The sequence below is a fragment of the Streptomyces albus subsp. chlorinus genome, assembly GCF_013302895.1.
GTDB lineage: Bacteria > Actinomycetota > Actinomycetes > Streptomycetales > Streptomycetaceae > Streptomyces > Streptomyces chlorinus.
Genome location: NZ_VJOK01000001.1, coordinates 2296840 through 2323671 on the forward strand (window position 1 = coordinate 2296840; position 26832 = coordinate 2323671).

At 73.4% G+C, this 26832-nt stretch carries 25 protein-coding genes and 1 pseudogene; 13 read left to right on the forward strand and 13 right to left on the reverse strand.

What is annotated here, in order from left to right:
* Positions 1-169 precede the first annotated feature (169 nt).
* From FM076_RS10380 to cutA, 4 genes are all read right to left on the reverse strand, one after another.
* Positions 170-1912, reverse strand: a complete 1743-nt coding sequence (locus FM076_RS10380) for a pyruvate dehydrogenase (protein ID WP_173869674.1) — start codon at positions 1910-1912, stop codon at positions 170-172.
* Positions 1913-2041: 129 nt separating this feature from the next.
* Positions 2042-3304: an FAD-dependent oxidoreductase gene (locus FM076_RS10385; protein ID WP_173869676.1), complete on the reverse strand. Its 1263-nt coding sequence runs from the start codon at positions 3302-3304 to the stop codon at positions 2042-2044.
* Between the two features lie 240 nt (positions 3305-3544).
* On the reverse strand, positions 3545-4999 hold the full coding sequence (locus FM076_RS10390; RefSeq protein WP_428814790.1) for a deoxyguanosinetriphosphate triphosphohydrolase: 1455 nt from the start codon (positions 4997-4999) through the stop codon (positions 3545-3547).
* 29 nt (positions 5000-5028) lie between these two features.
* Positions 5029-5361 carry a divalent-cation tolerance protein CutA gene (cutA, locus tag FM076_RS10395; protein ID WP_173869678.1) on the reverse strand — a complete coding sequence of 111 codons (333 nt, stop codon included), beginning with the start codon at positions 5359-5361 and terminating at the stop codon, positions 5029-5031.
* Between the two features lie 216 nt (positions 5362-5577).
* Between cutA and FM076_RS10400 the strand changes: the two genes are divergently transcribed.
* Entirely contained in the window at positions 5578-5973 is a 396-nt protein-coding gene (locus FM076_RS10400) for a VOC family protein (protein WP_173869680.1), read from the forward strand.
* A 93-nt stretch (positions 5974-6066) separates the two neighbouring features.
* Here FM076_RS10400 and FM076_RS10405 read toward each other — a convergent pair whose 3' ends face one another.
* Together FM076_RS10405 and FM076_RS10410 are read right to left on the reverse strand one after the other, a co-directional pair.
* Entirely contained in the window at positions 6067-6780 is a 714-nt protein-coding gene (locus FM076_RS10405; RefSeq protein ID WP_173869682.1) for a helix-turn-helix transcriptional regulator, read from the reverse strand.
* A 227-nt stretch (positions 6781-7007) separates the two neighbouring features.
* Entirely contained in the window at positions 7008-7967 is a 960-nt protein-coding gene (locus FM076_RS10410; RefSeq protein WP_173874650.1) for an AraC family transcriptional regulator, read from the reverse strand.
* 146 nt (positions 7968-8113) lie between these two features.
* On the opposite strand from FM076_RS10410, the gene FM076_RS10415 reads away from it, so the two are divergent.
* Positions 8114-9106 carry an NAD(P)H-binding protein gene (locus FM076_RS10415; RefSeq protein ID WP_173869684.1) on the forward strand — a complete coding sequence of 331 codons (993 nt, stop codon included), beginning with the start codon at positions 8114-8116 and terminating at the stop codon, positions 9104-9106.
* Between the two features lie 105 nt (positions 9107-9211).
* Positions 9212-9535, forward strand: coding sequence for a cupin (locus tag FM076_RS10420; protein WP_173869686.1), 324 nt, complete (start codon positions 9212-9214; stop codon positions 9533-9535).
* A 64-nt stretch (positions 9536-9599) separates the two neighbouring features.
* Here FM076_RS10420 and aroQ read toward each other — a convergent pair whose 3' ends face one another.
* Positions 9600-10106: a type II 3-dehydroquinate dehydratase gene (gene aroQ / locus FM076_RS10425; RefSeq protein WP_173869688.1), complete on the reverse strand. Its 507-nt coding sequence runs from the start codon at positions 10104-10106 to the stop codon at positions 9600-9602.
* A gap of 138 nt (positions 10107-10244) precedes the next feature.
* Positions 10245-10853: a TetR/AcrR family transcriptional regulator gene (locus tag FM076_RS10430; protein ID WP_173869690.1), complete on the reverse strand. Its 609-nt coding sequence runs from the start codon at positions 10851-10853 to the stop codon at positions 10245-10247.
* Positions 10854-11088: 235 nt separating this feature from the next.
* On the opposite strand from FM076_RS10430, the gene FM076_RS10435 reads away from it, so the two are divergent.
* From FM076_RS10435 to FM076_RS10445, 3 genes are all read left to right on the forward strand, one after another.
* Positions 11089-12048: a quinone oxidoreductase family protein gene (locus FM076_RS10435; protein WP_173869692.1), complete on the forward strand. Its 960-nt coding sequence runs from the start codon at positions 11089-11091 to the stop codon at positions 12046-12048.
* Between the two features lie 357 nt (positions 12049-12405).
* Positions 12406-13326: an oxidoreductase gene (locus FM076_RS10440; RefSeq protein ID WP_173869694.1), complete on the forward strand. Its 921-nt coding sequence runs from the start codon at positions 12406-12408 to the stop codon at positions 13324-13326.
* Positions 13323-14108 (forward strand): response regulator, encoded by a 786-nt coding sequence (locus FM076_RS10445; protein ID WP_173869696.1) that lies wholly within the window; start codon positions 13323-13325, stop codon positions 14106-14108. Before FM076_RS10440 ends, FM076_RS10445 begins: the two co-directional genes overlap by 4 nt.
* Positions 14109-14421: 313 nt before the next feature.
* Here the strand turns inward: FM076_RS10445 and ppdK are convergent, their stop codons facing one another.
* The gene (gene ppdK / locus FM076_RS10450) at positions 14422-17169 is read right to left on the reverse strand and encodes a pyruvate, phosphate dikinase (RefSeq protein WP_173869698.1); all 2748 of its coding nucleotides are present in this window, start codon (positions 17167-17169) and stop codon (positions 14422-14424) included.
* A gap of 400 nt (positions 17170-17569) precedes the next feature.
* Here ppdK and FM076_RS10455 point away from each other — a divergent pair, with 400 nt between their 5' ends.
* Positions 17570-18160: a gamma-glutamylcyclotransferase gene (locus FM076_RS10455; RefSeq protein ID WP_173869700.1), complete on the forward strand. Its 591-nt coding sequence runs from the start codon at positions 17570-17572 to the stop codon at positions 18158-18160.
* Here FM076_RS10455 and dusB read toward each other — a convergent pair.
* Together dusB and FM076_RS10465 are read right to left on the reverse strand one after the other, a co-directional pair.
* Entirely contained in the window at positions 18157-19296 is a 1140-nt protein-coding gene (gene dusB / locus FM076_RS10460; protein WP_173869702.1) for a tRNA dihydrouridine synthase DusB, read from the reverse strand. The two genes, FM076_RS10455 and dusB, sit on opposite strands and share 4 nt — an antisense overlap.
* An 82-nt stretch (positions 19297-19378) precedes the next feature.
* Positions 19379-20320: a helix-turn-helix transcriptional regulator gene (locus FM076_RS10465; RefSeq protein WP_173869704.1), complete on the reverse strand. Its 942-nt coding sequence runs from the start codon at positions 20318-20320 to the stop codon at positions 19379-19381.
* A 101-nt stretch (positions 20321-20421) separates the two neighbouring features.
* Between FM076_RS10465 and FM076_RS10470 the strand changes: the two genes are divergently transcribed.
* Positions 20422-21891, forward strand: coding sequence for an MFS transporter (locus tag FM076_RS10470; protein WP_173869706.1), 1470 nt, complete (start codon positions 20422-20424; stop codon positions 21889-21891).
* Positions 21892-21954: 63 nt separating this feature from the next.
* On the opposite strand, the pseudogene FM076_RS10475 reads toward FM076_RS10470, so the two are convergent.
* A pseudogene (locus FM076_RS10475) lies at positions 21955-22320 on the reverse strand (ATP-binding protein); the annotation flags it as partial.
* A gap of 207 nt (positions 22321-22527) precedes the next feature.
* Here FM076_RS10475 and FM076_RS10480 point away from each other — a divergent pair.
* The 3 genes from FM076_RS10480 to FM076_RS10490 all read left to right on the forward strand — a co-directional run bounded on the left by FM076_RS10480 (position 22528) and on the right by FM076_RS10490 (position 24417).
* Positions 22528-23403 (forward strand): helix-turn-helix domain-containing protein, encoded by an 876-nt coding sequence (locus tag FM076_RS10480; RefSeq protein WP_173869708.1) that lies wholly within the window; start codon positions 22528-22530, stop codon positions 23401-23403.
* The gene (locus FM076_RS10485) at positions 23400-23606 is read left to right on the forward strand and encodes a DUF397 domain-containing protein (protein WP_173869710.1); all 207 of its coding nucleotides are present in this window, start codon (positions 23400-23402) and stop codon (positions 23604-23606) included. The genes FM076_RS10480 and FM076_RS10485 overlap by 4 nt, the downstream gene beginning before the upstream one ends.
* Positions 23607-23796: 190 nt before the next feature.
* Positions 23797-24417, forward strand: a complete 621-nt coding sequence (locus tag FM076_RS10490) for an NUDIX hydrolase (protein WP_173869712.1) — start codon at positions 23797-23799, stop codon at positions 24415-24417.
* A 97-nt stretch (positions 24418-24514) separates the two neighbouring features.
* On the opposite strand, the gene FM076_RS10495 is transcribed toward FM076_RS10490, so the two are convergent.
* Positions 24515-25615, reverse strand: a complete 1101-nt coding sequence (locus FM076_RS10495; RefSeq protein WP_173869714.1) for an NADH:flavin oxidoreductase/NADH oxidase — start codon at positions 25613-25615, stop codon at positions 24515-24517.
* Positions 25616-25712: 97 nt separating this feature from the next.
* On the opposite strand from FM076_RS10495, the gene FM076_RS33615 reads away from it, so the two are divergent.
* Positions 25713-26072: a helix-turn-helix domain-containing protein gene (locus tag FM076_RS33615; protein WP_173869715.1), complete on the forward strand. Its 360-nt coding sequence runs from the start codon at positions 25713-25715 to the stop codon at positions 26070-26072.
* 30 nt (positions 26073-26102) lie between these two features.
* Positions 26103-26832: SAM-dependent methyltransferase (locus tag FM076_RS10505; protein WP_173869717.1), on the forward strand; the 730-nt coding region annotated here is incomplete at its 3' end.

Sequence of the window (26832 nt, forward strand, 5' to 3'; positions counted from 1 at the left end):
CTACGGGCCGCCGCTGACATGGTTACCCCCTCCCATTGGTACCGGGGGCGCCCCGGCCGCCCCTCGTTCCGGGGAGGGGGTGCCCCTGACCGCCGGGCGCGGGCCGCGTGAGCGCCGTGGCTGAGCGCGCCGTTCCCCGCGCCCCTGACGGGGCGGCGGGGGGCGCGGTTCAGGGGCGGGGGATGTTGCGGAGGTTCGAGCGTGCCATCTGGATCATGCGCCCGACGCCGCCGTCCAGCACGGTCTTGCCCGCCGAGAGGGCGAACCCGCTCACCTGCTCGCGGGTGATCTTCGGCGGGAGGGAGAGGGCGTGGGGGTCGGTGACGACGTCGATCAGGGCCGGGCCCTTGTGCTTCAGCACGTCCCGCAGCGCGCCGCGCAGGTGCTTGGGCTTCTCGACGCGGACGGCGTGGGCCCCCGCCGCCCGGGCCAGCGCCGCGAAGTCCGGGTTGCGGTTGCTCGTCCCGTGTGCGGGCATGCCGTCCACCATCATCTCCAGCTCGACCATGCCGAGCGAGGAGTTGTTGAAGAGCACCACCTTCACCGGCAGGTCGTACTGGACCAGCGTGAGGAACTCGCCCATCAGCATGGCGAAGCCGCCGTCGCCGGACATGGAGACGACCTGGCGGTTCCGGTCGAGGAACTGGGCGCCGATGGCCTGCGGCACCGCGTTGGCCATCGAGCCGTGGCTGAACGAGCCGATCACCCGGCGCCGCCCGTTGGGGGTGAGGTAGCGGGCCGCCCACACGTTGCACATGCCCGTGTCCACGGTGAAGACCGCGTCGTCGTCGGCCTCCTCGTCCAGGATCGAGGCCACGTACTCGGGGTGGATGGGCACGTGCTTGTCGACCTTGCGGGTGTAGGCGGACACGACGCCCTCCAGCGCGTCGGCGTGCTTCTTGAGCATCCGGTCGAGGAAGGCGCGGTTCGTCTTGACCGGCACCCGCGGGGTCAGACAGCGCAGCGTCTCCCGGACGTCGCCCCAGACGGCCAGGTCGAGCTGGGTGCGGCGGCCGAGGTGCTCGGGCCGCACGTCCACTTGGACGATCTTGCAGTTCTTCGGCAGGAACGCGTTGTACGGGAAGTCGGTGCCCAGCAGGATCAGCAGGTCGCACTCGTGGGTGGCCTCGTAGGCGGCGCCGTAGCCGAGCAGCCCGCTCATGCCCACGTCGTACGGGTTGTCGTACTGGATCCACTCCTTGCCGCGCAGCGCGTGCCCGACCGGCGACTTGATCCGCTCGGCGAACTCCATGACCTCCGCGTGGGCGCCCGCCGTGCCCGCGCCGCAGAAGAGGGTGATCTTCTCCGAGCTGTCGATCATGCGCACCAGCGCGTCGATCTCCGCGTCACCGGGCCGCACCGTGGGCCGGGAGGTGACCAGGGCGTGCTCGACGGGGGTCTCCGGCGCCGGCTGCGAGGCCAGGTCGCCGGGGAGGGCCACGACGCTGACGCCCTGCTGTCCGACGGCGTGCTGGACGGCCGTCCGCAGGACGCGGGGCATCTGCCGGGGGCTGGAGATCAGCTCGCTGTAGTGGCTGCACTCCACGAACAGACGTTCGGGGTGGGTCTCCTGGAAGAAGCTGGTGCCGATCTCGCTGCTGGGGATGTGCGAGGCCAGCGCGAGCACCGGCGCCATGGAGCGGTGCGCGTCGAAGAGGCCGTTGATCAGGTGCAGATTGCCGGGGCCGCACGAGCCCGCGCACGCGGCGAGTTTCCCGGTGAGCTGCGCCTCGGCGCCGGCGGCGAAGGCGGCGGCCTCCTCGTGGCGCACCTGGATCCAGTCGATGGCCGGATTGCGCCGGATGGCGTCGACGACCGGATTGAGACTGTCCCCCACCACTCCGTACAGGCGCTCGACCCCCGAGCGCACCAGGGTGTCGACGAACTGCTCGGCCACCGTCTGCTTCGCCATCGCTCACTCGTCCCTTGTCGGTCGGCTCACCGCGCGCGGGCGGCGCTGGGGGCACCGGGCACCGAGCGCTCCGGCGAGCGCTCCCGTGGGCCCTCTACAGGAACGTAACCCCCACGCGCCGCCCGGGCATCACGCGGTACCCAGCGACTCCAGGGCCACACCCGGGTCGGCCAGCGCGTGCGGGTCCACCGCGGCACCGGAGCGGATCAGGTCCTGGATCGGGCCGGCCACGTCCCAGACGTTGACGTTCATCCCGGCCAGCACCCGGCCCTCCCGCAGCCAGAAGGCGATGAACTCCCGCTTGCCCACATCACCCCGGCACACCACCTGGTCGTACGAACCGGGCGGGGCGTAACCGGAGTACTCCATGCCCAGGTCGTACTGGTCGGAGAAGAAGTACGGCACCCGGTCGTAGGTGACCTCCTTGCCGAGCATGGCCCGGGCCGCGGCCGGCCCGCCGTTGAGCGCGTTGGCCCAGTGCTCGACGCGCAGCCGGGTGCCCAGCAGCGGATGCATGACGGCGGCCGCGTCCCCGGCGACATGGATGTCCGGATCGCTGGTGCGCAGCGACGCGTCCGCGGCGATGCCGCCGACCGGGGCCCCGGCCAGTTCCAGACCCGCCGCCTCGGCCAGCGCGGTGCGCGGCGCCGCGCCGATGGCGGCCACGACGTCGTGCGCGGGGTGCTCGTCCCCGTCGTCCGTGCGCACGCTCTGCACCATGCCGTCCGTACCGGTGATCTCCGTCAGCCGCGCGCCGAAGTGGAAGCGGACGCCCTTCTCGCGGTGCAGGTCGGCGAAGAGCGCGCCCAGCTCCGGGCCCAGCACGGAGTGCAGCGGGCTGGGCTCCGGCTCGACGACGGTGACCTCCGCGCCGTAGGTGCGCGCGGCGGCGGCCACCTCCAGCCCGATCCAGCCGGCGCCCGCGATCACCAGGTGGCCGTTCTCCTGGCCGAGCGCCGTGAGCACCCCGCGCAGCCGCTCCGCGTGCGCGAGACGGCGCAGGTGGTGCACGCCCGCCAGATCGGTGCCGGGGATCTCCAGGCGGCGCGGCTCGGCGCCGGTGGCCAGCAGCAGCTTGTCGTAGTGGACGCGGGTCCCGTCGCCCAGCCGCACCGACTTCCCGGCCCGGTCGAGCTGGACGGCCGGCTGCCCCAGGTGCAACTCGATGTCGGCGCCCGCGTACCAGGCGGGCTCGTGCACGAAGACGCTGTCGCGCTCGGCCGAACCGGTGAGATAGCCCTTGGAGAGCGGGGGGCGCTCGTAGGGATGGTCGCGCTCGTCACCGATCAGGATCACGCGGCCGGTGAAACCCTCCGCGCGCAGGGTCTCGGCGGCTTTCGCCCCCGCCAGCCCCCCGCCGACGATGACGAACGTACGGTGTGCGTCGACCACTTGTAGCCTCCTCCTCGAAGACGCTGCCCCCTGTGGGCCGTCCTGTCCCCCGTCGTGCACACGTGCCTGTCCCCCGTTGTGCACACGTGAGCGTCCCGCATCCCACCAGGCGCGGGAAGAGGCAGGGGGCGCGGAAGGGACGTGTGCGCGCCATGACGGGTTCCGTGACGCGGCGTACCGCCCCGGTGCCCGCTGCCCACCCCGGTGTCCTGCGGGCCCGCCGCCCGATCCCGCCACCGCTCATCGGGCGGTCCCCCCTCCCCGGCGGCCCCGGCGGCCCCGGCGGACCCGGCGGGCGCCGTCCGCACCCGCTCCGGCACCCCGGCCCCTGCCCGCGCCCCGGCCCGGATCCGTCATCACCCGGTGCAGGCCGCGCGCCGCGGCGTCGGTGAGCGTCGAGATCTGGTCGACGACGACCCGCAGCCGCGCCGCCTCGCCATCGGCGCCCCCGCCCGCCGCCGCGTACAGGTCCGCGTACTGCGCGTCCAGGCCCTCGGGGGCGCGGGACAGCAGCGCCTCGGCCAGCTCCTGGAGGAGGACGCGCTGCTCGCCGCGGAGCCGCTCCAGGTCGGGGCGCTGCATCACATGGCGGTCGACCACCGCCTTGAGCACCGCGCACTCCAGCCGGGAGGGCTCCGGCACGATCAGCTCGGCCGCGTACCGGGTCAGCGGACCGGAACCGTGGGCGGCACGGGTGGCCGCCTCGGCGGCCATGCAGAAGCGGCCGATCAGCTGGCTGGTGGCGTCCTTGAGCCGGGCCTGCGCCAGCGCCGAGCCGTCGTGACCGTGCGGCCACCACTCCTGCGCCAGCAGCCGGTCGAGCGCGGCGGCCAGCTCCGCCTCCTCGGCGCCCGGCGCGTACCGGGCGGCGGCGCAGGCGAAGATGTCGCGCCGCTCCGGCCCGGACAGCAGCAGCCCCGGGTCCAGGTGCCCGGCCCTGATGCCGTCCTCCAGGTCGTGCACCGAGTAGGCCACGTCGTCCGACCAGTCCATCACCTGCGCCTCGAAGCAGGTACGGCCCTCGGGCGCGCCCTCGCGCAGCCAGCGGAAGACGGGCAGGTCCTCGTCGTAGACGCCGAACTTGCGCGAGGCCGGGTCCGCCGGGTGCCCGCCGCGCCGCCACGGGTACTTGGTGGCGGCGTCCAGCGCGGCACGGGTGAGGTTGAGGCCGACGTGCTCCTGGCCGCCCGGCTCGGCCGAGAACCGCTTGGGCTCCAGCCGCGTCAGCAGCCGCAGCGACTGGGCGTTCCCCTCGAAGCCGCCCACCGGCGCGGCGATCTCGTCGAGCACCGCCTCGCCGTTGTGGCCGAAGGGCGGGTGGCCCAGGTCGTGCGCCAGGCACGCGGTCTCCACCAGATCGGCGTCGCAGCCCAGCGCGGCCCCCAGCTCGCGGCCCACCTGCGCGCACTCCAGGGAGTGGGTCAGGCGGGTGCGCGGCGTCGCGTCCCATGAGTCGGCCGCCGCGTCGGGGGCGACGACCTGCGTCTTGCCCGCCAGCCGGCGCAGCGCCGCCGAGTGCAGGACGCGGGCCCGGTCCCGCTGGAAGGCGGTACGCCCCGGCCGCTTGTCCGGCTCCGGCACCCAGCGCTCGATGTCGGAGGGCGCGTAGGCGGGCCCGTACGCGGTGCCGCCCGGGTGGGGCCCGTACGCGGCGCCGCCGCCCTCCGCGGCCGGTGTGCCGTCCATGGCGTGCATAGGGCGACCGTAACCAAAAAGGCGGCGGCTCAGGACGGCCGGGAGGGCCGCGTCTCCTTCTCCACCCACCGCAGGTAGGCGTCACCGCCCCGCACGACGGGTGCGGCGATGATCTCCGGCACGTCGTAGGGGTGCGCCTCGCGCAGGTACGCCTCCAGCGCGTCGTACCGCGCCGCGCTCGTCTTGAACAGCACCCGCCACTCCGGTTCCGTCCGCACGGCGCCCTCCCAACGGAACACGGAGGTGACGGGCCCGTCGATCTGCGCGCACGCCGCCACACGCCGCTCGACGGCGCCCGAGGCCAGCGCCTGGGCGTCCTCCTGGGAGCCGGTGGTGGTCAGCACGGTGAGGATCTCGGCCATCCACCCACCGTAACGGTGCCCACTTCCCGGGTCCGCCGCGCGGGTGCGGTTCGGTCACCGTGCAGGTGCCCTGCGGATGCGGTTCGGTCACCGTGCGGACGCCGCGCGGGTGTGGTCCGCGTGCGATCCGGTCTCCGTGCGGACGCCGTCCGGCCGCCGCGCGGGGCGTCCGATTCGTTCAAGACCCGGCCGGGGAGCGGGCCTAGCGTGCGGGGCATGACACCTCGATTCGACCTCGTCGGCCTCGTCACCTCCGACATGGCCGCCTCGCTGGCCTTCTACCGGCGGCTCGGACTCGACCTCCCCGCGGACGCGGACACGCAGCCGCACGTGGAGTTCACCGGGCCGGGCGGCGTGCGGATCGCCTGGGACACCGAGGAGACCGTCCGCTCGTTCGACCCCGGCTGGGCGGCGCCACCGCGCGGTAGCGGGCGCGTCGGGCTCGCCTTCCTGTGCGACTCCCCCGCCGGCGTGGACAGGCTCTACGGGGAGCTGACCGACGCCGGATACGAGGGACACCTCGCCCCGTGGGACGCTCCCTGGGGCCAGCGGTACGCCGTCGTACGGGACCCGGACGGCAACGGCGTGGACCTGTTCGCACCCCACACCTGACCCCGCGTTTCCGTACGCCCGTCTCCCGGCGTCCGCCCCCGGCGTCCGCCCCGTCGCGCCGCGCTCTTCCCGGTGCGACGGGGTGCACGGAAGCTAGCCCGTCCCGCGCACCAGCTCCCTCATCGGAACGCCCGCCAGGGCGCGGACCTCGCGCGACAGGTGGGCCTGGTCGGCGTACCCCGCCCGCAGGGCCGTCTCGGCGAGGGGCACGCCCGAGGCGGCGAGGCGCAGCGCGTGCCGCATCCGCAGCACGCGGGCCAGCGTTTTGGCGCCGTAGCCGAAGGAGTCCCGGCACCGGCGGTGCAGTTGACGCCCGCTCAGGCCCACGTACCGGGCGGTCTCGGCGACCCCGGCACCGGCCCGCAGCCGGGCGACGAGCGCCTCGGTCAGGGCGGCGGCACGCGGATCGCCGCCCGCGCGCCGCTCGGCGGCCAGCCGCGCCGCCGCGACCGCCTCCAGGACGGCGAGAGGGTCCCGGGCCTGCGCGAGCCCCTCCCGCACTCGCCGCACCTGCCCGGACGGCCACAGAGCGTCCAGCGGCACCCGCTGGTCGCGCAGCTCCCAGGCCCGTACGCCGAAGACCCTGGGACCGGTGCCGGGCGGCAGGCGCAGGCCGTGCACCGGCAGGCCGCGGCGCTCGGTCGCCATGTGCGCGCGGGTGTCCGGGCCCGCGACGACCAGCTCCCCGTTCCACAGCAGCAGGTCCATGCACCCGTCGGGCAGCACCCGTCCCGTGGTGCCGGGGGAGACGGCACCACGGGTCCACGCCACGGCGCCCGGCAGCCGCGAGGGGCGTTCCTCGTACATGTCCCCAGCATGCACCCGCCCTCTGACAGCCGGGGCGGGCCGGTCACCGGGACGAGCCGGTCACCGGGACGAGCCGGTCACCGGGGCGGGCCGGCGGCCGGGCGGCGACGCCGTACGGACCGGCTGCCGGGCGGCGACGTACTGGTGCGGCTACCGGGAGGCGGCGCACAGGCCGACTACCGGGGGCGGCGTGCGGGCCGACTACCCGGGAGCGGCGTGCGGGCCGGCTACCGGGGGGCCGTATCCGGGGCGAGCTGCGCGCGGTAGGCGCTGGGGCTCACCCCGCGCAGCCGTTTGAACGCGGTGCTCAGGGCGAAACCGTCGGCGTAGCCCACCCGGCGGGCGACGGCGCCCAGGGTCGCACCCGGCTCCCGCAGCAGCCGGGCGGCCAGGTCGATGCGCCAGCGCGCCAGATAGGCCATGGGCGGCTCACCGACCAGTTCGGTGAACCGCCGGGCGAGGGCGGCGCGGGACACCCCGGCCTTGGCCGCGAGCCCGGCCACCGTCCAGCCGTGGCCGGGCTGTTCGTGCAGCAGCCGCAGCGCCACTCCGACGACCGGGTCGCTCTGGGCCCGGTACCAGGCGGGGGCCCATGCCTCCGGGCGCGCGAACCAGGCCCGCAGCACCGACACCAGCAGCAGGTCGAGCAGCCGGTCGAGCACCATCTGCTGGCCCGGCGCGTCCTTGACGATCTCCGTGGCGACCAGCGGCAGCAGCGCCGCGTCCCACTCGCCCTCCCGCAGCACCAGCACGGGCGGCAGGACGTCCAGCAGCCGTGCGCTCAGGTCGCCGTGCAGCTGGTAGTTGCCGCTCAGCAGCACCACGGGGTCGTCCGGGTCGCGGCCCCAGGTGCGCACCCCCAGGGCCAGCTCCTCGCACATGTCCTGGCCGTCCGGTGTGGTGCAGCAGTCGCCCGGCTGGATCAGCAGTCCCGGCTCGGTCGCGGGGTCGTCGGCCAGCACGTAGGGCGCGGGCCCGCGCAGCACCACCACGTCGCCGGGCACCATCCGGACGGGCTCCGGGTCCTCGGAGTGCCGCACCCAGCCCTCGCCGCGCATCATGCAGGCCACCGACAGCGGCGTACCGTCCTGCACCCGTACGCCCCAGGGCGGTGCGAGCACCGCGCGGTGGAAGAGCCCGCCCCGCGCCCGCGCCCCGCCCAGCACCTCGGTGAGCGCCTCGGTCAGCGCGTCCCCGCCGTCGCCGCTCGCACGGCTGACGCCGCCCTTGTTCTCCTCCCCTACGCCTGTCACGGCAGCAGCGTAGACGCTGGGACATGGAGGTGAGCCGATAGACGATGTTCCCGCTCGCGTTCAGGGCGTTGGCTGGAGCCATGACACACACCAGTCAGCGGACCGCGGAGAACACCGCCGAACAGAGCACCACCGCACACAGCGCCACCACACACGAAACTGCCGCACTGAGCAGCACCGCACACAGCACCACCGCACAGAGCAGCAGCGCACACAGCACCGCCGCGCGGGGGGCCGGCGCGCCGCAGCCCTCTAACGCCCCTGTCCTCGTCCTGTGCGGCACCGGCAAGAACGGCAGGAGGGTCGCCGCGCGGCTGCGCGAGAAGGGCCACCCGGTGCGGGTGGGGACGCGGTCGGGGACGCCGCCCTTCGACTGGGAGTCCCCCGGCACCTGGGACGGGGCGCTGGACGGGGTGGGCGCCGTCTTCGTCGTCTGCCAGCCCGACGTGGGGGCACCGGGGACCGCCGAGGCGGTGCGTGCCTTCTCCCGGCGCGCCGCCGAGAAGGGGGTGCGGCGCCTGGTGCTGCTGTCGGCGCGCGGTGAGGACGCTGCCGAGGCCACGGAGCGGGCGGTGCGGGAGGCGGGCACCGAATGGACCATCCTGCGCACCAGCTGGTTCTTCCAGAATTTCAGCGAAGGCGTCTTCCTGCCGCAGGTCCTGGAGGGCGAACTCCCCTTCCCCGCCGGGGACGTGCGCGAGCCGTTCATCGACGCGGGGGACATCGCCGAGGTCGCCGCCGCCGCGCTCACCGAGGACGGGCACCACGGCCGCGTCCACGACCTGACGGGCCCGCGCCTGCTCACCTTCGGTGAGGCGGTGGCCGAGGTGGCGGCGGCGAGCGGGCGCCAGGTGCGCTACCTGCCGCTCGGCCCCGAGGAGTACGGCGCATGGCTGGCCGGCCAGGGTCTGCCCGCGGATCTGGTGGCGTTCCTGGGCGGACTGTTCGGGCAGCTGCTGGACGGGCGCAACGCGGCGGTCTCGGACGGCGTACGCGAGGTGCTGGGCCGTCCGCCGCGGGACTTCACCGACTTCGCGCGGGAGGCGGCGGCCGAGGGCGCCTGGAACGGCTGACTCGCACGGTCGCGCCTGGAACGGCTGACCCGCACGGGCGGAATCGGCGGCGCTCCGCGCGGGTCGCCCGGTTGCGTCATGTGGCGTGCGGGGCACGATGGACGTATGGATGATGTGAGCGCACTGGCAGCCGAGCACCTGGCGCTGGCGAGGAAGGACCCGCACGGCCGCAGCGCGTACCTCTTCCTGCACGACGGGCCACTGCGGCAGTCGGTCATCGCGCTGACCGAGGGCTCGTCCCTGGAGGAGCACAACACGCCCCCCGCGGCCAGCGTCCACGTCCTCCAGGGCAGCATCCGGCTGACGGAGGGCACCGCCGACCAGGACGTCGGGGCGGGGCAGATCCAGCGCGTCCCGCACCTGCGGCACGGTGTTCTGGCCCTGGAGGACGCGGTCTTCATCCTCACCGCGGTGACCGGCACCGAATAGCGCCGCCACCGGACAGCGCCACCGTCCCGCGGGGCCCGCGGACCCCTCCGCCCGGCTCCGCGGGTCACTCCGGCTGCGGCTTGAGCGCGCCCCACTCGGCGATCCGGTGCAGCACCGAGCGCAGCGCCAGCTCGTATCCGAAGACGCCGTGTCCGGAGACCATGCCCTGGCACACGGGGGCCGTCACGGAGGTGTGCCGGAAGGGCTCGCGGGCGTGCACGTTGGAGATGTGCACCTCTACGCACGGGATGCCGAGTCCCGCCACGGCCTCCAGCGCGTCGCGCAGCGCGTAGCTGTAGTGCGCGTAGGCGCCCGGGTTGAAGACGATGCCGTCGTCGCTGCCGCGTGTGGCGTGGATCAGGTCGACGAGCGTGCCCTCGCTGTTGCTCTGCGCGCACCGTACCCGGGCTCCCAGCTCCGCGCCGAGAGCCGTGGTGCGCTCCTCGACGTCCTTGAGCGTGGTGCTGCCGTAGGTGTCACGGTCGCGCTCTCCCAGCAGGTTGAGATTGGGGCCGTGCAGGAGCAGCACGCGCGGGGCCGGGGAGGCGGCTGAGGGAGAAGTCGCGTTCATGGGGGCAGCCTAGATCCCTCGACCACGAGCGTTGTCCACAGCGGGCGGCGGAGGCGTGCGCAAGGCCGGCGAGGCCGGGGTGCCCGACTCGCGGGGCTCGGTACCCGATGGGGGAAGTGCGGTACTCGGCATGGGGAGTTACGCGCGGTGGGGTGGCAGGCCGAGCAGGGGAAGCCACACCTCGTCCACGATCTCGACGATCGATTCGTCGGGTACCGGCCCCATGTTCATCAGCATGTCGTGACGCACCAGGTCGAGGGGCAGGTTCACCAGGCGTGCGGTGCGTGGCGCATCGGGGAGTTCGCCTCGCTCGACCGCACGGGCGACGATCTGTCCGAAACCGGGTACCTGCCCGGCGGGGAGGAGGCGGTCGCGGAGCTCGTTGAAGCTGGTGCCCGTCTCGCGGAAGTAGTCGGCCAGCTGGATGCGCATGAGTATCACCGTGCGACCGCGCTCGGCGTTGACCGCGCGCAGGAGCGTCAGCGCGTCCTGGCGCAGGCTGCCGGTGTCGGGGAGGTCGAGCGGGCGCCAGTGGTGGGCGAGTGTGGCGAGGAGCAGGTCCTCACGCCGGGGCCAGCGCCGGTAGAGGACGGGTTTGCTGGTTGCGGCCCGCGCTGCGACGGCCTCGTAGGTGAAGCCGTTGTAGCCCTGCTCGACCAGTACGTCCCAGGCGGCTCGCAAGATGGCGTTCCGCAGGGCGGCCCCCCTGCGGCGGGTGGCGGTTCCCCCTGCGTCCTGCCCACTCATAGGTGCCCCCTTCGCCTCGGTCCGGCGCTTCCACTCTACCCGGTTGGAAACGCTTGCGTTTCTTAATTGCGCGCCGTACTCTCGGGATCATTGGATACGGAGTCGTATCTTAGGAGTGCGGCCGAGGCGGACGCGGTCACCACGTGCCGGGCCGGCTCCTCCACGGCGCCCGCGCCCTGCCCAAGCCGGGGAGAGACGCCGGCACCTCATCCGGGCCGCAGAGAAAGGAGACCCCATGTCCGTGATCAAGGCCGCGCTCGTGGAGTCCTTCGACCAGCCACCGCGCTTCCGCTCCCTCCCCTCGCCCGAGGCCGGGCCCGGCCAGGAAGTGGTGGACGTCCTCGCGGTCGGCGTGCACCCCGCCACCCGCGGCATCGCCGCCGGCAAGCACTACACCAGCCCCAAAACCCTGCCCGCACCGGCCGGCGCCGACGCCGTCGTGCGCCGGCCGGACGGCCGCCTCGCCTACGTCATGGTGATGGGCGCCGGCACCCTGGCCGAGCGCATCGTCATCGACCCGGCCGCCGCGATCCCGGTGCCCGACGGGGCGGACGCCGCAATCCTGGCCGCCACCATGAACCCGGCCCTGTCCTCATGGATCGCGTTGCGCACCCGCGTACCGTTCCAGGCCGGTCAGTCGGTCCTGGTGCACGGCGCGACCGGCAACGCCGGATCGATGGCCGTCAAGGTCGCCCGGCACCTCGGCGCCGGCCGGGTGGTCGCCGCCGGACGCAACCGCAGCCGCCTGGACGTCCTCGAGGCCGGGGGCGCCGACGCCGTCGTCCAGCTCACCCCCGACGAGGACGCCACCGCGACCGCGCTCGCCGAGGCCGCCGCAGAGGTCGACGTGGTACTGGACTACGTATGGGGCCCGCCCACCGAACTCGCCATGCGCGCCGTCCTCGGCGCCCGCACCCGGCACACCCGCCTCCTGGACTGGGTGCAGATCGGCGGCATGGGCGGTGACGCCGTCACCCTGTCCGGGCACGCCCTGCGCTCCAACGCCTTCCGCGTGCTGGGCAGCGGGTTCGGCTCCGTCGCCACGGACGTCATGCGGCGGGAGTTCACCGATCTCGTCGCCGCGATCGCCCAAGGCGCCATGGCCGTGCGCCCGCGGCCGTTCCCGCTCGCCGACGTCGAGAAGGCATGGGCCCATGAGGACGCGCCGGGCGAGCGCACCGTCATCCTCCTGTGAGAACCGCCGTCCTCCCGTGAGACAGGCCCCGGACCCCCGTATCCCGCCCTGGGCGTCAGGGGCAACCCGCTCACGCGCGCCTGCGCCACCACCGAGGCACCCCTCACCGATCACCCACCGCAGTGGACGGGCAGCCGCCCGTCAGGGACCCCGCGGGCCGCTGCACCTGGTTCCCGCCACGGGGAAGCACCGGGGGGGCGTCGGCCTCGACCGTCCGCGCAGGTGCCGCTAGCCTCCGGTGCGGGGGCCCGTCGCGGGCCGTCCCGGCCGTCGCGGGCCGCCGGAAGGGCGCGCCGTGACCGCCCGGGCCGCCACGGGCCGCCGAAGGCGCCGGACGAGGCGAGGAGCAGGCGAGCTATGGGCTGGACAGCGCGGAACATCCCCGACCAGAGCGGCCGTACGGCGGTCGTGACCGGCGCCAACAGCGGCATCGGCTTCGTGACGGCCAGGGAGCTGGCGCGGCGCGGCGCGCGGGTCGTCCTGGCGTGCCGCAGCGAGGAGCGCGGGCAGCGGGCCCGGGACGAGCTGGTGCGGGAGCTGCCCGAGGCCAAACCGCGCACCGAGCTGCGCCGGCTCGACCTCGGCGACCTGTCCTCGGTGCGCGCCTTCGCCAAGGAGCTGCCCGACGACCGGGTGGACCTGCTGGTCAACAACGCGGGGGTGATGGCGCTGCCGTACGGCAGGACCGCGGACGGTTTCGAGACCCAGTTCGGCGTCAACCACCTGGGGCACTTCGCCCTCACCGGGCTGCTCCTGGACAGGCTGCTGGCCGCCCGGGAGCCGCGGGTGGTGACCGTCTCCAGCCAGCTCCACGCGCTGGCCAACATCGACCTCACCGACCTCAACAGCGCGCGCTCCTACCGCCGCTGGCTCGCCTACGCGCGCTCCAAGACCGCCAATCTCCTCTTCACCCACGAGCTGGCGCGCCGGACGGCCGGCACCCCGCTGGTCGCGGCCGCCGCGCACCCCGGCTACGCGTCCACCAATCTCCTCACGGCCAGGTCCCGCATGGAGGGCAGGAAGGTCCTGGAGCGGGTCATCGAGCTGGGCAACCGGACCGTCGCGCAGTCGGCCGAGGCGGGTGCGCTGCCGACGCTGTACGCGGCGACGGAGCCCGGGGTGGGCGCCGACTCCTTCACGGGGCCGCGGTTCCTGTCCTGGCGCGGCGGGCCCGCCCCGTCGTGGCGGGCGCCCTGGACCCTCAGCGACGAGGCCGCCGCACGGCTGTGGGCGGCCTCCGAGCGGCTGACGGGGGTCGGCTACGGGACGCCCGCGTGATCCGGGTGCTGGTCGTCGACGACGACTTCATGGTGGCCCGGCTGCACAGCACCCTGGTCTCCCGGGTGCCCGGCTTCGAGGTGGCGGGCGTCGTGCACAGCGGCACCGAGGCGCTGGCCCTGGTGCGTGAGCTGTCCCCCGACCTGGTGCTGCTGGACCTGTACCTGCCCGACGTGAGCGGGCTGGAGGTGCTGCGCGGGCTGCGCGGCGACGGTGCGCCGGGGGGCGGTCCCGACGTGCTGGTGGTCACGGCGGCGCGGGACGCGGCGAGCGTGCGGGCCGCGCGGCACGGCGGGGCTGTGCAGTACATCGTCAAGCCGTTCGAGGGGCGGCTGCTGGCGGAGCGGCTGGAGCGGTACGCGCACCAGCGGCGGGAGTTCGAGGCGCTGACCGCGCCCGGCCAGGAGGAGCTGGACCGGGTCTTCTCCCCTGGCGGGACGGGCGTGCCCGGCCCCGCCGCCGCTCCCGAGGCGCGGCAGCCGCAGCCCACGCGGCAGGGGCGGCAGGAGCCGCGGGCTCCGGTGGGCGCCCTCGCCACGGACCGGCCCGCCCCGCTGCCCAAGGGGCTGACCGAGCAGACGGCGGCGCTGGTGCGGGCGGTGCTGGACGACAGCTCTGCCCTGACGGGGGTCTCCGCCTCCGAGTGCGCCGGGCGCAGCGGTCTGTCCCGGGTGAGTGCACGGCGCTACCTGGAGCACTTCGTGGCCGCCGGCACGGCGCGGGTGACGCTGCGGTACGGCACGACGGGGCGGCCCGAGCGCCGCTACCACCGGGTGCCCTGACCGGGGCCGTCGCATTGACGTCGGCGTCGGCCCCTGGCACGCGCGGCGCCACGCGATGCCTCATGCGGAAAGCGACGCGGCGCACGGTGACGGCACGGGAAGCGCAACGGGAGGAAGCGCCGGACGCGGATCGGGAGCCGGCCCGGCCCGCGGGTGCCCCCCTCCGCGCGCGGACCGTCGTCCGGAGGAGCCGCGACCGGCGTGAAGGAGGCGGCACCCCCGCACGGGTGCCGCCTCCTTGGGGACCGGGCCCTGTCCGCGGTGAGGGTTCGGGTGGCGGACAGGCGGCCCGGAGGGGGTGGGGAGGGAGCCGCTATCCGGCGGCCTCCTGCTGGGCCGCCGCCGCACGGCCGGCCTCCAGCCGGGCCACGGGGATGCGGAACGGGGAGCAGGAGACGTAGTCGAGACCGACCTCGTGGAAGAAGTGCACCGACTCGGGGTCGCCGCCGTGCTCGCCGCAGACGCCGAGCTTGAGGTCGGGCCGGGTGGCCCGGCCGGCCTCGGCGGCGCTGCGCACCAGGGAGCCGACGCCGTCCTTGTCGATGGTCTCGAACGGGGAGACGCCGAAGATGCCCTTCTCCAGGTAGGCCGTGAAGAAGCTGGCCTCCACGTCGTCGCGGCTGAAGGCCCACACGGTCTGGGTGAGGTCGTTGGTGCCGAAGGAGAAGAAGTCGGCGCACTCCGCGATCTGACCGGCGGTGAGCGCGGCCCGCGGCAGCTCGATCATCGTGCCGAGGCTGAGCCCCAGTTCGACGTCGCGCTCGCGCTCGATCTCCGCGATGACCTGCTCGGCCTCCTCGCGGACGATCTCCAGCTCCTGGACGGTGCCCACCAGCGGGATCATGATCTCGGCGCGCGGGTCTCCGCCGCTCGCCCTGCGCTCGGCCGCGGCCTGAGCGATGGCGCGGATCTGCATGGTGAACAGGCCGGGGATGACCAGGCCGAGGCGGACGCCGCGCAGGCCCAGCATCGGGTTCTGCTCGTGCAGCCGGTGCACGGCCTGCAGGAGGCGCAGGTCGTTCTCGTTGGCGTCCTTGCGGGACTCGGCGAGCGCGACGCGGACGGACAGCTCGGTGATGTCGGGCAGGAACTCGTGCAGCGGCGGGTCGAGCAGCCGCACCGTCACCGGCAGCCCGTCCATGGACTCGAACAGCTCGACGAAATCGCCCTTCTGGAGCGGCAGCAGGGCGCCGAGTGCCTGGTCGCGCTCGGTGTCGGTGTCGGCCAGGATGAGCCGCTCGACCAGCTCGCGCCGCTCACCGAGGAACATGTGCTCGGTGCGGCACAGGCCGATGCCCTGGGCGCCGAAGCGGCGGGCGCGCGCCGCGTCCTCGGCGTTGTCGGCGTTGGCCCGCACGCGCAGCCTGCGCACCCGGTCCGCGTACGCCATGATCCGGTGCACGGCCCGCACCAGCTCGTCCGCGTCGTCGGCGCCGGCGTGCATCCGCCCCTCGAAGTACTCTACGACCGGCGAGGGCACCACCGGGACCTCACCGGCGTAGACCTTGCCGGTGGAGCCGTCGATGGAGAGGACGTCGCCCTCCTCCACAACCCGCCCGTCGGCGGTCTTGAGGCAGCGCCGCTTGGTGTCGACCTCCAGCTCCTCCGCGCCGCACACACAGGTCTTGCCCATGCCGCGGGCGACGACGGCGGCGTGCGAGGTCTTGCCGCCGCGCGAGGTGAGGATGCCCTCGGCGGCGATCATGCCGTCGAGGTCGTCGGGGTTGGTCTCGCGGCGGACGAGGATGACCTTCTCGCCGGAGCGGGACCACTTGATGGCGGTGTAGGAGTCGAAGACGGCCTTGCCGACGGCCGCGCCCGGGGAGGCGGCGATGCCCCAGCCGATCTGGTCGGCGCCCTCGAGCCCGCCATTGGAGTCGAAGCGGGGGAACATCAGCTGGGCGAGCTGGTTCCCGTTGACCCGGCGCAGCGCCTCGGCCTCGTCGATCAGCCCCTGGTCCACCAGCTGGGTGGCGATGCGGAACGCGGCGGCGGCGGTGCGCTTGCCCACCCGGGTCTGGAGCATCCACAGCTTGCCGCGCTCGATGGTGAACTCGATGTCGCACAGATCCCGGTAGTGGTTCTCCAGGGTCTCCATGATCCGCATGAGCTGGTCGTAGGACGCCTTGTCGAGCTGTTCGAGGTCGGCGAGCGGCACGGTGTTGCGGATGCCGGCGACGACGTCCTCGCCCTGGGCGTTCTGCAGGTAGTCGCCGTAGACGCCCTGCTGGCCGCTGGCGGGGTCGCGGGTGAAGGCGACGCCGGTGCCGGAGTCGGGGCCGAGGTTGCCGAAGACCATCGAGCAGATGTTGACGGCGGTGCCCAGGTCGTGCGGGATGCGCTCCTGGCGGCGGTAGAGGCGGGCGCGGCTGCCGTTCCACGAGTCGAAGACCGCGCGGATGGCCAGGTCCATCTGCTCGCGCGGGTCCTGCGGGAAGTCGCGGCCGGTCTCCTCGGAGACGATGTTCTTGAACTTCTGGACCAGGTCCTTGAGGGCGTCCGCCGTCAGGTCCACATCCGTGGCGGCCCCGCGCGCGCTCTTGGCCTCCTCCAGGGTCTCGGAGAAGCGCTCGCCGTCGATGCCGAGCACGGTGTCGCCGAACATCTGGATGAGGCGCCGGTAGGAGTCCCAGGCGAAGCGCTCGTCACCGGACTGGGCGGCCAGTCCGTGCACGGACTCGTCGGAGAGGCCGATGTTGAGGACGGTGTCCATCATGCCGGGCATGGAGAACTTGGCGCCGGAGCGCACCGAGACCAGCAGCGGGTCGTCGGCCTGGCCGAGCTTCTTGCCCATCCGCTCCTCCAGCGCGGCCAGATGCCGGCTCACCTCGTCCTGGAGCCTCGGGGGCACCTGGCCGGAGGCGAGGTACGCCTTGCAGGCTTCGGTGGTGATGGTGAAGCCCGGAGGGACGGGCAGGCCGAGGTTGGTCATCTCGGCGAGGTTGGCGCCCTTCCCGCCGAGGAGGTCCTTGAGGTCCTTGTTGCCCTCGCTGAAGTCGTAGACGAACTTCTGCTGCTGCGCGTCTACCGCGGACTCTGTGTTCTTCGCGTGAACCGGCACCGCACTCGGCTCCTCGTGGTCGGTTGCCCTGACGGCGGGGAGCGTACCCAGATCAAAGGCGTACGAGTACGTCCAGCGGCATGTCACACGGCCGTAACCACCCGTCTGCCGAGAGATCGAAAGTGCACCGTGGTTACGGCTGATTGGCCGTGCCATTCAGAAGCCGAACGCATGATGACGCTGAGACACGCCGGTCACCCACTTGCGCACGCTGAGCGAACCGCGCCTACGACAACGGAACCAAGGGCCGGTAAAACCGGCACCTGCTCCTTGGAGAGATACACCCCTCATTTGAGCGCTCATATGAGCGTCACCCTTATCAAGGTGGCGCGAATCACGCCTCCATTCGCGTGACCGTCTCACCATGCGGACAGCGTTCGGGCCGCAGTAGATTGCGCGCGTGAGCGACCCGACGAACGGCGGTACCCCCGCCGCACGCCTCGCGCCCGTGGACCCCGCCTCCGACACGCTCTTCGTCTACGGGACCCTCCGCTTCCGCCGCATACTGACGGCGCTTCTCGGCCACGTCCCGTCCGCCGCGCCCGCGACCGTCACCGGCTGGCGCACCGCGGCCCTGCGCGGCAGGCCCTACCCCGGCCTCGTCCCGGCCCCCGGCCGGACGGCACACGGGCTGCTGCTGACCGGACTGGACGCCCGCGCCTGGCGGGTACTGGACGCGTTCGAGGACGACGAGTACGCACTGCGCCGCCTCACCGCCCGGACGGCGGCCGGGCCCGCCGCAGGGCCGGGGACCCCCGTGCCGGCCTGGTCCTACACCTGGACGAGCCCCGCGCAGGTCCGCCCCGACGACTGGGAGGCCGACACCTTCGCCGGGCAGCTGCTCGACGGATACGCGACCCGGCTGGAGCAGGCCGCGCACCATGCGCCCCGGAGGGGCACGGGCAGTGGCACACCTGGCCGCGGCTCCTCCGGGGACCGCGACGCACACAGAGGGGCCGCCCCTCGGCAGGGCCGCCCCGGTTCGGACTAACCTCCCGAGGTGTCCAGTTCGGCGTCGGCGCTGATGCCCGCGGAGCACTCGTACGGGTCCTCCAGCCAGCCGTCGGGCAGGACGACCTTGTTGCGGGAGTGGGTACGGCCGCGGGGGCCGTCGGCGCCGGGGGGCCACTCCTGGGACAGGTCCAGCTCGTCCAGCAGTGCGCGCAGTTCGGCCAGGGAGCCGGCGACGGCCAGCCTCTTGCGCATCTCGGAGCCCACCGAGAAGCCCTTGGTGTACCAGGCGACGTGCTTGCGGAAGTCGATGACGCCGCGCGCCTCGTCACCGAGCCACTCCCCCAGCAGCCGCGCGTGCCGCACCATCACGTCGGCGACCTCGCGCAGGGTGGGCCGGGCGTAGGCGCCGGAGCCCTCGCCCGAGAGCGCGGCCACCAGATCGGCGAACAGCCAGGGCCGCCCCAGGCAGCCGCGGCCCACCACGACGCCGTCGCAGCCGGTCTCGCGCATCATGCGCACCGCGTCGTCGGCCGACCAGATGTCGCCGTTGCCCAGCACCGGGATCTCGGGGACGGCCTCCTTGAGGCGTGCGATGGCCTCCCAGTCGGCGGTGCCGCCGTAGTGCTGCGCGGCGGTGCGGCCGTGCAGGGCGATGGCGGTGACGCCCTCCTCGACGGCGATGCGCCCGGCGTCCAGATACGTCAGGTGGTCGTCGTCGATGCCCTTGCGCATCTTCATCGTCACCGGGAGGCCGCCCGCGTTGCTGACGGCCTCGTGCAGGATGGCGCGCAGCAGCGGCCGCTTGTAGGGCAGTGCGGAGCCGCCGCCCTTGCGGGTCACCTTGGGGACGGGGCAGCCGAAGTTGAGGTCGATGTGGTCGGCCAGGTCCTCGTCCGCGATCATCCGCGCGGCCTTGCCGACGGTCACCGGGTCCACGCCGTACAGCTGGATGGAGCGCGGCTTCTCGCTCGCGTCGAAGTGGACGAGCTGCATCGTCTTCTCGTTGCGCTCTACCAGCGCCCGGGTGGTGATCATCTCGCTGACGAACAGTCCGCGGCCCCCGGAGAACTCCCTGCACAGGGTCCGGAACGGAGCGTTGGTGATCCCAGCCATCGGTGCCAGCACGACGGGCGGGTCGACGACGTGCGGTCCGATGTGCAGCGGCTGGGTCATACGGCGGCGTCCTTCTGTGCTCTCGGCGGGCGGGGACAACATCCCATTGTCACCCATCCGGCCCGTGCCCCCTCCCCGCGGGCTACGCGCCCTCGGTGACCAGCCGGTGCAGCCGCTCCACCCGCTCCCGCGTCTGCTCGTCCCGCGGTACGTACACCCCCATGCGGGCGCCCTCGGCCGGGCTCAGCCACAGCCCGTGGTAGGTGAAGGACAGCATCCCCACCAGGGGGTTGAGGAACCGCTTGCCCTTGTCCACCGCGCGGGCCACCTCGTGCCGCTGCCACAGCTCGCGGAACTCCGGCGAGGTCTGCTCCAGGCGTGCGAGCAGGGCCTTCCACGCGGGCTCCGCCAAGTGCTCGGCCATCCGGGAGCGGAAGCGGGCGACCATCAGCCGGATGGTCTCCTGGTGGTCGGGCATGGCCGTCCTCCACCCGGTGTCGGTGAAGGCCAGCCACATGCAGTTGCGGTCCTCGGCGGGCACCGCGTCCAGATCGCCGAGCAGGCGGCCATAGGTGCGGTTGTGGGCGAGGATGTCGTACCGCGCGTTCTGCACACAGGCCGGGAACGGCTCCAGCTGGGTGAGCATCTGGCGGACGCCGGGCGGCAGCGCCGTCGTCTCGGCCGCGGGCGTCGGGTCGGCGACGCCCGCGAGCGCGAACAGGTGCGCCCGCTCGCTGGCGTCCAGCATCAGCGCCCGGGAGAGGGAGTCCAGCACCTGGGCCGACACCTGGATGTCGCGGGCCTGCTCCAGCCACGTGTACCAGGTGACGCCGACCGCCGACAGGTGCGCCACCTCCTCGCGGCGCAGCCCCGGCGTCCGGCGGCGCGGGCCGCGCGGGAGCCCGACCTGCTCGGGGGTGATCCGCTCCCGCCTGCTGCGCAGGAACGCGGCCAGTTCCTCGCGGCGCTCGCTGTCGGCGGCCCAGGCGGCGCCGGGCGCGGGCTCGGGCGTCGGCTCAGGTGCCCGCTTGTGCCGCGGCGGAGCGGCGGCCTCCGGTGACGGTGAGGGGTCGGTGACGGTCATGCCACCAGGATGGAGCACCGCTCATTCTGGTGCCAGGTAGTCGTCATACCAGGATGAGGAGCGTCTGGTACCAGGCTGGCAGGTCGCTGAGGCTCGTAGCCATGAGTCACGATGTCGCCACCACCCGGCCGGGTGCGGCCTCCTCCCCCGGTACCGGGTCCACGCGGCCGCCCTCTCCCGCGGCCGGTACGGAGCTGCGCCCGCTCGGCCTGTTCACGCTGCTGCTGGGCGCCGCCCTGCCCATGATCGATTTCTTCGTCGTCAACGTCGCGTTCCCGGGCATCGAGAGCGACCTCGACGCCTCCCCCGCCGCCCTGGAGATGGTCGTCGCCAGCTACGCCGTCGCCTACGCCGCCCTGCTCGTCCCCGGCGGACGGCTCGGCGACACCTACGGACGGCGCAAGCTCTTCCTGTGGGGCGTCGCCGCCTTCGGCCTCACCTCGCTCGCCTGCGGCTCCGCACCCGGCGTGTGGTGGCTGGTCGGCGCCCGGCTCGCCCAGGGCGCCGCCTCCGCACTGCTGTTCCCGCAGGTCCTCGCCACGATCCACGCCACCACCCAGGGGCGCTCCCGGGCCCGCGCCATCGGCCTGTTCGGCTCGGTCGGCGGCATCTCCATGGTCACCGGCCAGGTACTCGGCGGGGTACTGGTCGCCGCCGACCTGGCGGGCACCGGATGGCGGATGATCTTCCTGATCAACGTGCCCGTCGTCGTGGTCGCCCTGGCACTCGGACTGCGCACCGTCCCCGACAGCCGTTCGGCCTCCCCCGCACGCGGAGACGTGGCCGGAGCGGTGCTGCTGGCCTGCGGGCTCACCGCCCTGCTGCTCCCGCTGACGGAGGGCCGCGCGGCGGGCTGGCCCTGGTGGTCGCTGCTCCTGCTGGCCGCCGCGTGCGTACTGGCCTGGGCCTTCCTCACCGTCGAACGCCGCGAGGAACGGGCCGGCCGCAGTCCGCTGCTGCCGCCCTCACTGCTGCGGGAGCCGGGCGTACGGCGCGGACTGCTGGCCGGGGCGCCGATCTTCCTGGGCTTCAGCAGCTTCATGTTCGAGAGCGCGCTGGTGTGGCAACACGGATTGCGTTTCGGCGCGTTGACGGCGGGCCTCACGCTGGTCCCCATGGGCCTGGCACAGTTCGCCGCCTCCATGTCCGCGCCCCGGGTGACCGAACGCCTCGGCACCGGACGCGTACTGGCGCTCAGCGCCGTGGTGCAGACAGCCGGACTGGGAACCCTGCTGCTGGCCCTGCTCGCGGCGTGGCCCGGCCTGTCACCGCTCGCCCTCGCCCCGGGCCTGCTGCTGTGCGGACTGGGACAGGGGCTCCAACTGCCCACCTACTACCGCGTCCTGCTCTCCGGCGTCCCCGCCGCCCGGGCCAGTGCCGGCAGCGGCCTGGCCGCCACCGCCCAGCAGTCCGGTCTCGCCCTGGGCGTGGCCACCCTCGGCTCCCTCTTCCTCGCCCTGACCCCGCACCTGGGCATGCGGGAAGCCTTCGCCGCCGTCCTGGCCGTCCAGGCGTGCGGCCTGCTGCTGCTCGCCGTCATCGGCCTGCGGATGCCGCGCCCCGCGGACTGAGGACGCGGACCCTTCCTCCTGGTTGCCGGCGGCCCCGCTCACCGCGAGATGGACCCACACCGTCTTGCCCGGCCCCGAGCGGGGCCGCACCCCCCACGCCTGCGCGAGCGCGTCGACGAGCAGTAATCCCCGGCCGGACGTCTCCTCGGGCCCGGGCTTCCGGAGTTCCGGCATCCGCCACTCGAAGGAGTCGGACACCTCCAGCACGAGGACGCCCGCGCGGCGGCGCAGTGCCAGCTCGAAGTAGTCCCCGATCCCCCGCGCGGCGTGGGCGACCACATTGGTCGCCAACTCACTGGTGACGAGCGCCGCCTCCTCCGCGAGGTGCCCGAGCTTCCACTCTCTGAGCACCTGCTCCACATGCCTCCGCGCTCTCGGCACGGACGCCGCACGGATACGGAACCTCACGACTGCTGTTCGCCCGGTCATTGGGCCTCCGGGGGCGGCTCGATGGAATGGGACTCACTTTGCGTGCCGTACCGCACGCGCTGCGTGACGGATCTCACGCTACGGCGCAATGTCGGTTCTTGGCAAGTGAGCGAATTGGCAAGCTTGCCAGTCACACTGAGTCTCAAACTCCTGTCCCAGTCGGCCGGTTGCCGTGCAGACTTGGGAAAGCACAGATGGGGAGGACACATGCCCTCGGACCGGAAGCCCACCATGCGCGGCAGGCGGCTCGGCTCCGCCCTGCGGCAGTACAGGCTGGCCGCGAAACTCGACCAGGAGCACGCGGCCGAGGCGCTGGGCTGCTCGACGGCGAAGATAAGCCGCATCGAGTCCGGGGCGAACTGCGCCCGCGTCGCGGAAGTCCGCTACCTGCTGGACCTCTACGAGGTGAAAGACAGGACGACCCGGTCCCAGCTCGAACGACTGGCCCGCAGCGCGACCAAGCGCGGCTGGTGGGTCAACCAGCCCGTGCCTGTCCCGGACAAGCTGGGTGACTACCTCGCGCTGGAATCCGACGTCACGTTCATCCGCACCTGGCAGACGGCGCTGGTACCAGGGCTGTTGCAGACGGCGGAGTACACCAGAGCGCTGACCACCGCGAATCCCGCGATCGAGGACGAGGCGGAAGTGGACCTCGTGGTGTCGGTGCGCCAGGAACGGCGCAAACAGTTCCTGGCTTCCGGCGCCCGGCTGGCCGCCGTGATCTGGGAACCCGCCCTCACTTCGTCCATGTCCAGCCCCAAGACCCACCGGGCCCAACTACTCGACCTGCTGTGGCTCCAGCAGCAGCCGTTGATCACCTTGCAGGTGCTGCCCCTGAACGAATGGGCGGCGGCAACGAACGCGCCACCGTTTGTCATGCTGTCCTACGACGGGGAGTGGGCACCCTCCGCGGTCGTCCAGGACACGCACCAGGAGAGCGTCGTCCTGGAGGACGACCACCTCACAGCTCTCTACGGACACACCTTCGACACCCTGCGGTCCGCCGCACTGACACCTGAACAATCCCGCGACTTCATCCAGAAGCTCATCACCACCATCCCCCAGGAAGGCGAACCCACGTGAACAGCAAGAGCATCGTCAGCCCCTTCTCCAAGTCGTCGTACTCCGGCGGGGGTACGGCCAATGAATGTGTGGAGGTGGCCCACACCTCGGACGGAGGGCGGGCCGTCCGTGACAGCAAGGAGCCCGGGCGCGGGGTGGCGCACTTCGCGCCGGGGGCGTGGCGGGCGTTCCTCACCCACCTGAACCGGACGCAGGCCCTGTAACCGCACCCCCCGTAACCACTCCCCCAGCAGACCGACCGGTCGGTTCCTCTCGCACACATCCCCCACGTCCCGCACGTGCCGCACGTGCCCGCAGAGGAACAACACCAACTCGCCCCCCTACCCCGGTAGGGGGGCGAGTTGGCTCCGTGGTGTGACGTGCGGCGGGCCGTCGCTCCCTAGCGTTCCGGGCATGAGCCTTCCGCACGGTACCCGCACCTCCGCCCCCACGACGTCCCCCTCCCCCTCCCCCTCGCCCTCGCCCTCACCGGCGGGCCGACGGTCCGCGTTCGCGCCGGCCTTCTGGCGGCGGCAGGGGCGGCGCGTCGGCACGGGGCTCGTCCTGCTGCCCCTGGGGGTGTACGCGGGTGCCGCCGCGCTCGTCGGACGGACCGGGGCGGCCCGCCGGGCGCTGCGCGCGGAAGCCGGCCCGCAGAGCCCGTCCGCGGGACCTGTGCGCGTGGTGGCGCACTCCGCGATGACGGCGCTCCTGGGGGTGCTGGCCGTGCTGCCGGCCGGGCTGCTCGTGCTGTTCGTCGCCCGCGGCGTGCTGTACGGGTTCGTGGACGACGGCCCCTATGACACCTCGTGGGGCGGCCCCACCAGGGCGGGTGCCTGGCTCGCGCACTTCGCGGTGAGCGTGCCGTTCGCCGCCGCCGCGCTGGCGCTGCTGGCCGGTCTGGCCGGGCTCCAGCGTCGGGCGACCGCGCCGCTGCGCGGGGAGCGCCGGCCCGGATGGGTGCTGCCGGTGATGCTGCTGGGCTGCGTGGCGGGCGCGCTGTTCACGGTCGCGTTCGTGCACCAGCTGAACTGAGCCGTGCCGTCAGACGCCTGACGGCGGGCGCCCCGCCACCAAGCGCCCTTCCGCAAGGCACCGTGCCGTCAAAGCGGTGCCGTCGGGAGCGGTGCCGTCAGGAGCGGTGGTACTGGATCGGGCGGCGGGGTTCGGCGCCCAGTTCCGCCGCCGCCTCGTTCGCCCAGTACGGGCGGCGCAGCAGTTCACGGCCCAGCAGGACCGCGTCGGCCTGTCCGGAGGCGACGATCTCGTCGGCCTGCCGAGGCTCGGTGATCAGGCCCACGGCGCCGACGCGCATGTCGGTCTCCTTCTTGACCCGCTCGGCGAACGGCACCTGGTAGCCGGGGGCGGCCTCGATGCGGGCGTCGGGCGCGTTGCCGCCGGTGGAGGTGTCGAGCAGATCGACGCCGCGCGCCAGCAGTTCCTTGGCGAAGCGGACGGTGTCGTCGCCGGTCCAGCCCTCGCGGCCGTCCTCGGGGTTCTCCGTCAGCCAGTCGGTGGCGGAGATGCGGAAGAACAGCGGGAGTTCCTCGGGCCACACCGCGCGTACGGCGTCGACGACCTCCAGCGCGAAGCGCGTACGGCCCTCGAAGGAGCCGCCGTACGCGTCGGTGCGGCGGTTGGAGAACGGCGAGAGGAACTCGTTGATCAGGTAGCCGTGGGCGCCGTGGATCTCCACGACCTTGAACCCGGCCGCGTGTGCGCGGCGGGCGCTGTCGGCGAACTGCCGCACCAGTGCGGCGATGTCGTCGTGGGACAGCTCGGTGGGCGTGGTGTGCCGCTGGTCGAACGGCACCGGGCTGGGGGCGACCGGCTGCCAGCCGTGGTCGCGGCCGGGGGCGAGGGGCCCTCCGCGCTCCACCCAGGTGCGCTCGGTGGACGCCTTGCGGCCGGCGTGCGCGAGCTGGATGCCGGGGACGGTGCCCTGCTCGGACAGGAAGCGGGTGACGCGGGCGAAGGCCTCCTGCTGGCGGTCGTTCCACAGGCCCAGGTCGTAGGGGCTGATCCGGCCCTCCGGGGTCACCGCCGTCGCCTCGGTGAGGGCGAGGCCCAGGCCGCCGACGGCGCGCGAGCCGAGGTGGGTCAGGTGCCAGTCGGTCGGTACGCCCTGCTCGGGTCCCTCGGGTGCGGCGGAGTACTGGCACATCGGCGCCATCCAGACGCGGTTGGGCACGGTCACCGACCGCAGGGTGAGGGGCTCGAACAGTGCGCTCACGGCGCTCTCCAATCGGTCAGGGGGTCTCGGCGTGAATCACGGTAACGACCGTAGTACGAGACCTGTCAAATTATGGCGCCTCCCGTACCATGGCCGCGTGCCGACCACCACCGCCGTACGCCGACTCCCCCACCCCGCGCGGGAGGAGATCCGCCTGGAGAACGTGCTGCACGCCTTCGCCGATCCGGTGCGGCTGCGTATCGTCACCACCCTGAGCGCCTACGGCGAGGGGGACGACAGCGGCGCCACCTGCTCCCAGATCGAGCTGCCCGTCTCCACCTCGACCGCCACCCACCACTTCCGGGTGCTGCGCGAGGCCGGCGTCATCAACCAGTGCTACCGGGGCACCGCGAAGATCAACTGCCTGCGCCGCGCCGACCTCGAGGCCCGCTTCCCGGGCCTGCTGAGCGCGGTCCTGCGGGCCGCCACGTCGCAGGTTTCCGCAAACCGGAGGTGAGCGGCGCGGTCGGTCTGCCAGGGTTCGGGGATGGACCGACAGACGCGTTCACTCCTCGCCCACGCCGACCACCCGGTCGCGTCACCGCTCAGCGACTCCTCCGTGGACCGGCTGCTCGCCCGTGCGCTGCCGCGCGGTGACGAGCGCGTACTCGACCTCGGCTGCGGACAGGGGGCCTGGCTGCTGCGCGCCCTGCGCCACCATCCCGGCGTGACGGCGGTGGGGGTGGACACCTCCGAGGAGGCGCTGGAGCGCGCGCGACGGAACGCCGAGGAGTCGGGGACCGACAAGCGGCTGACGCTGCACTGCGGCGACGTCGCGACGTTCACCTCCGCGCGCCCCTTCGACCTGGTGCTGAGTGTGGGCGCCACCCACGCGTTCGGCGGGCTGCGGCCCACCCTGGACGCCGCCCGCCGCCGGCTGGCCCCCGGCGGCGCCGTCCTGGTCGGAGAGGCGTACTGGCGACAGGAACCGTCCTCGTGGGCACGGGAGGTGCTGGGCGAGTACGACAGTCTGGCGGGAACGGTCGACCGCGTGACCGCCGACGGCTGGACGCCCGTGTACGCGCACCAGTCCACCCGCCACGAGCTGGACGACTACGAGTGGAGCTGGACCGGCTCGCTCGCCCGGTGGGCACTCGACAACCGGGACCACCCCGACAGCGCGGAGGCGCTCCGGGCCGCGGCCGCGCACCGGAACGAGTGGCTGCACGGTTACCGGGACAGCTTCGGATTCGTCTGCCTGCTGCTGCGCCCCTCCG

Bases quoted from the DNA above. Each gene is read 5' to 3' on its own strand.
- FM076_RS10470 (WP_173869706.1), top strand. From the start codon at position 20,422: ATGAGTCACGATGTCGCCACCACCCGGCCGGGTGCGGCCTCCTCCCCC.
- FM076_RS10465 (WP_173869704.1), bottom strand. From the start codon at position 20,320: ATGACCGTCACCGACCCCTCACCGTCACCGGAGGCCGCCGCTCCGCCG.
- FM076_RS10390 (WP_428814790.1), bottom strand. From the start codon at position 4,999: ATGCACGCCATGGACGGCACACCGGCCGCGGAGGGCGGCGGCGCCGCG.
- FM076_RS10380 (WP_173869674.1), bottom strand. From the start codon at position 1,912: ATGGCGAAGCAGACGGTGGCCGAGCAGTTCGTCGACACCCTGGTGCGC.
- aroQ (WP_173869688.1), bottom strand. From the start codon at position 10,106: ATGAACGCGACTTCTCCCTCAGCCGCCTCCCCGGCCCCGCGCGTGCTG.
- FM076_RS10420 (WP_173869686.1), top strand. From the start codon at position 9,212: ATGGATGATGTGAGCGCACTGGCAGCCGAGCACCTGGCGCTGGCGAGG.
- FM076_RS10435 (WP_173869692.1), top strand. From the start codon at position 11,089: ATGTCCGTGATCAAGGCCGCGCTCGTGGAGTCCTTCGACCAGCCACCG.
- dusB (WP_173869702.1), bottom strand. From the start codon at position 19,296: ATGACCCAGCCGCTGCACATCGGACCGCACGTCGTCGACCCGCCCGTC.
- FM076_RS10440 (WP_173869694.1), top strand. From the start codon at position 12,406: ATGGGCTGGACAGCGCGGAACATCCCCGACCAGAGCGGCCGTACGGCG.
- FM076_RS10480 (WP_173869708.1), top strand. From the start codon at position 22,528: ATGCCCTCGGACCGGAAGCCCACCATGCGCGGCAGGCGGCTCGGCTCC.
- FM076_RS10490 (WP_173869712.1), top strand. From the start codon at position 23,797: ATGAGCCTTCCGCACGGTACCCGCACCTCCGCCCCCACGACGTCCCCC.
- FM076_RS10400 (WP_173869680.1), top strand. From the start codon at position 5,578: ATGACACCTCGATTCGACCTCGTCGGCCTCGTCACCTCCGACATGGCC.
- FM076_RS10405 (WP_173869682.1), bottom strand. From the start codon at position 6,780: ATGTACGAGGAACGCCCCTCGCGGCTGCCGGGCGCCGTGGCGTGGACC.
- FM076_RS10415 (WP_173869684.1), top strand. From the start codon at position 8,114: ATGACACACACCAGTCAGCGGACCGCGGAGAACACCGCCGAACAGAGC.
- cutA (WP_173869678.1), bottom strand. From the start codon at position 5,361: ATGGCCGAGATCCTCACCGTGCTGACCACCACCGGCTCCCAGGAGGAC.
- FM076_RS10430 (WP_173869690.1), bottom strand. From the start codon at position 10,853: ATGAGTGGGCAGGACGCAGGGGGAACCGCCACCCGCCGCAGGGGGGCC.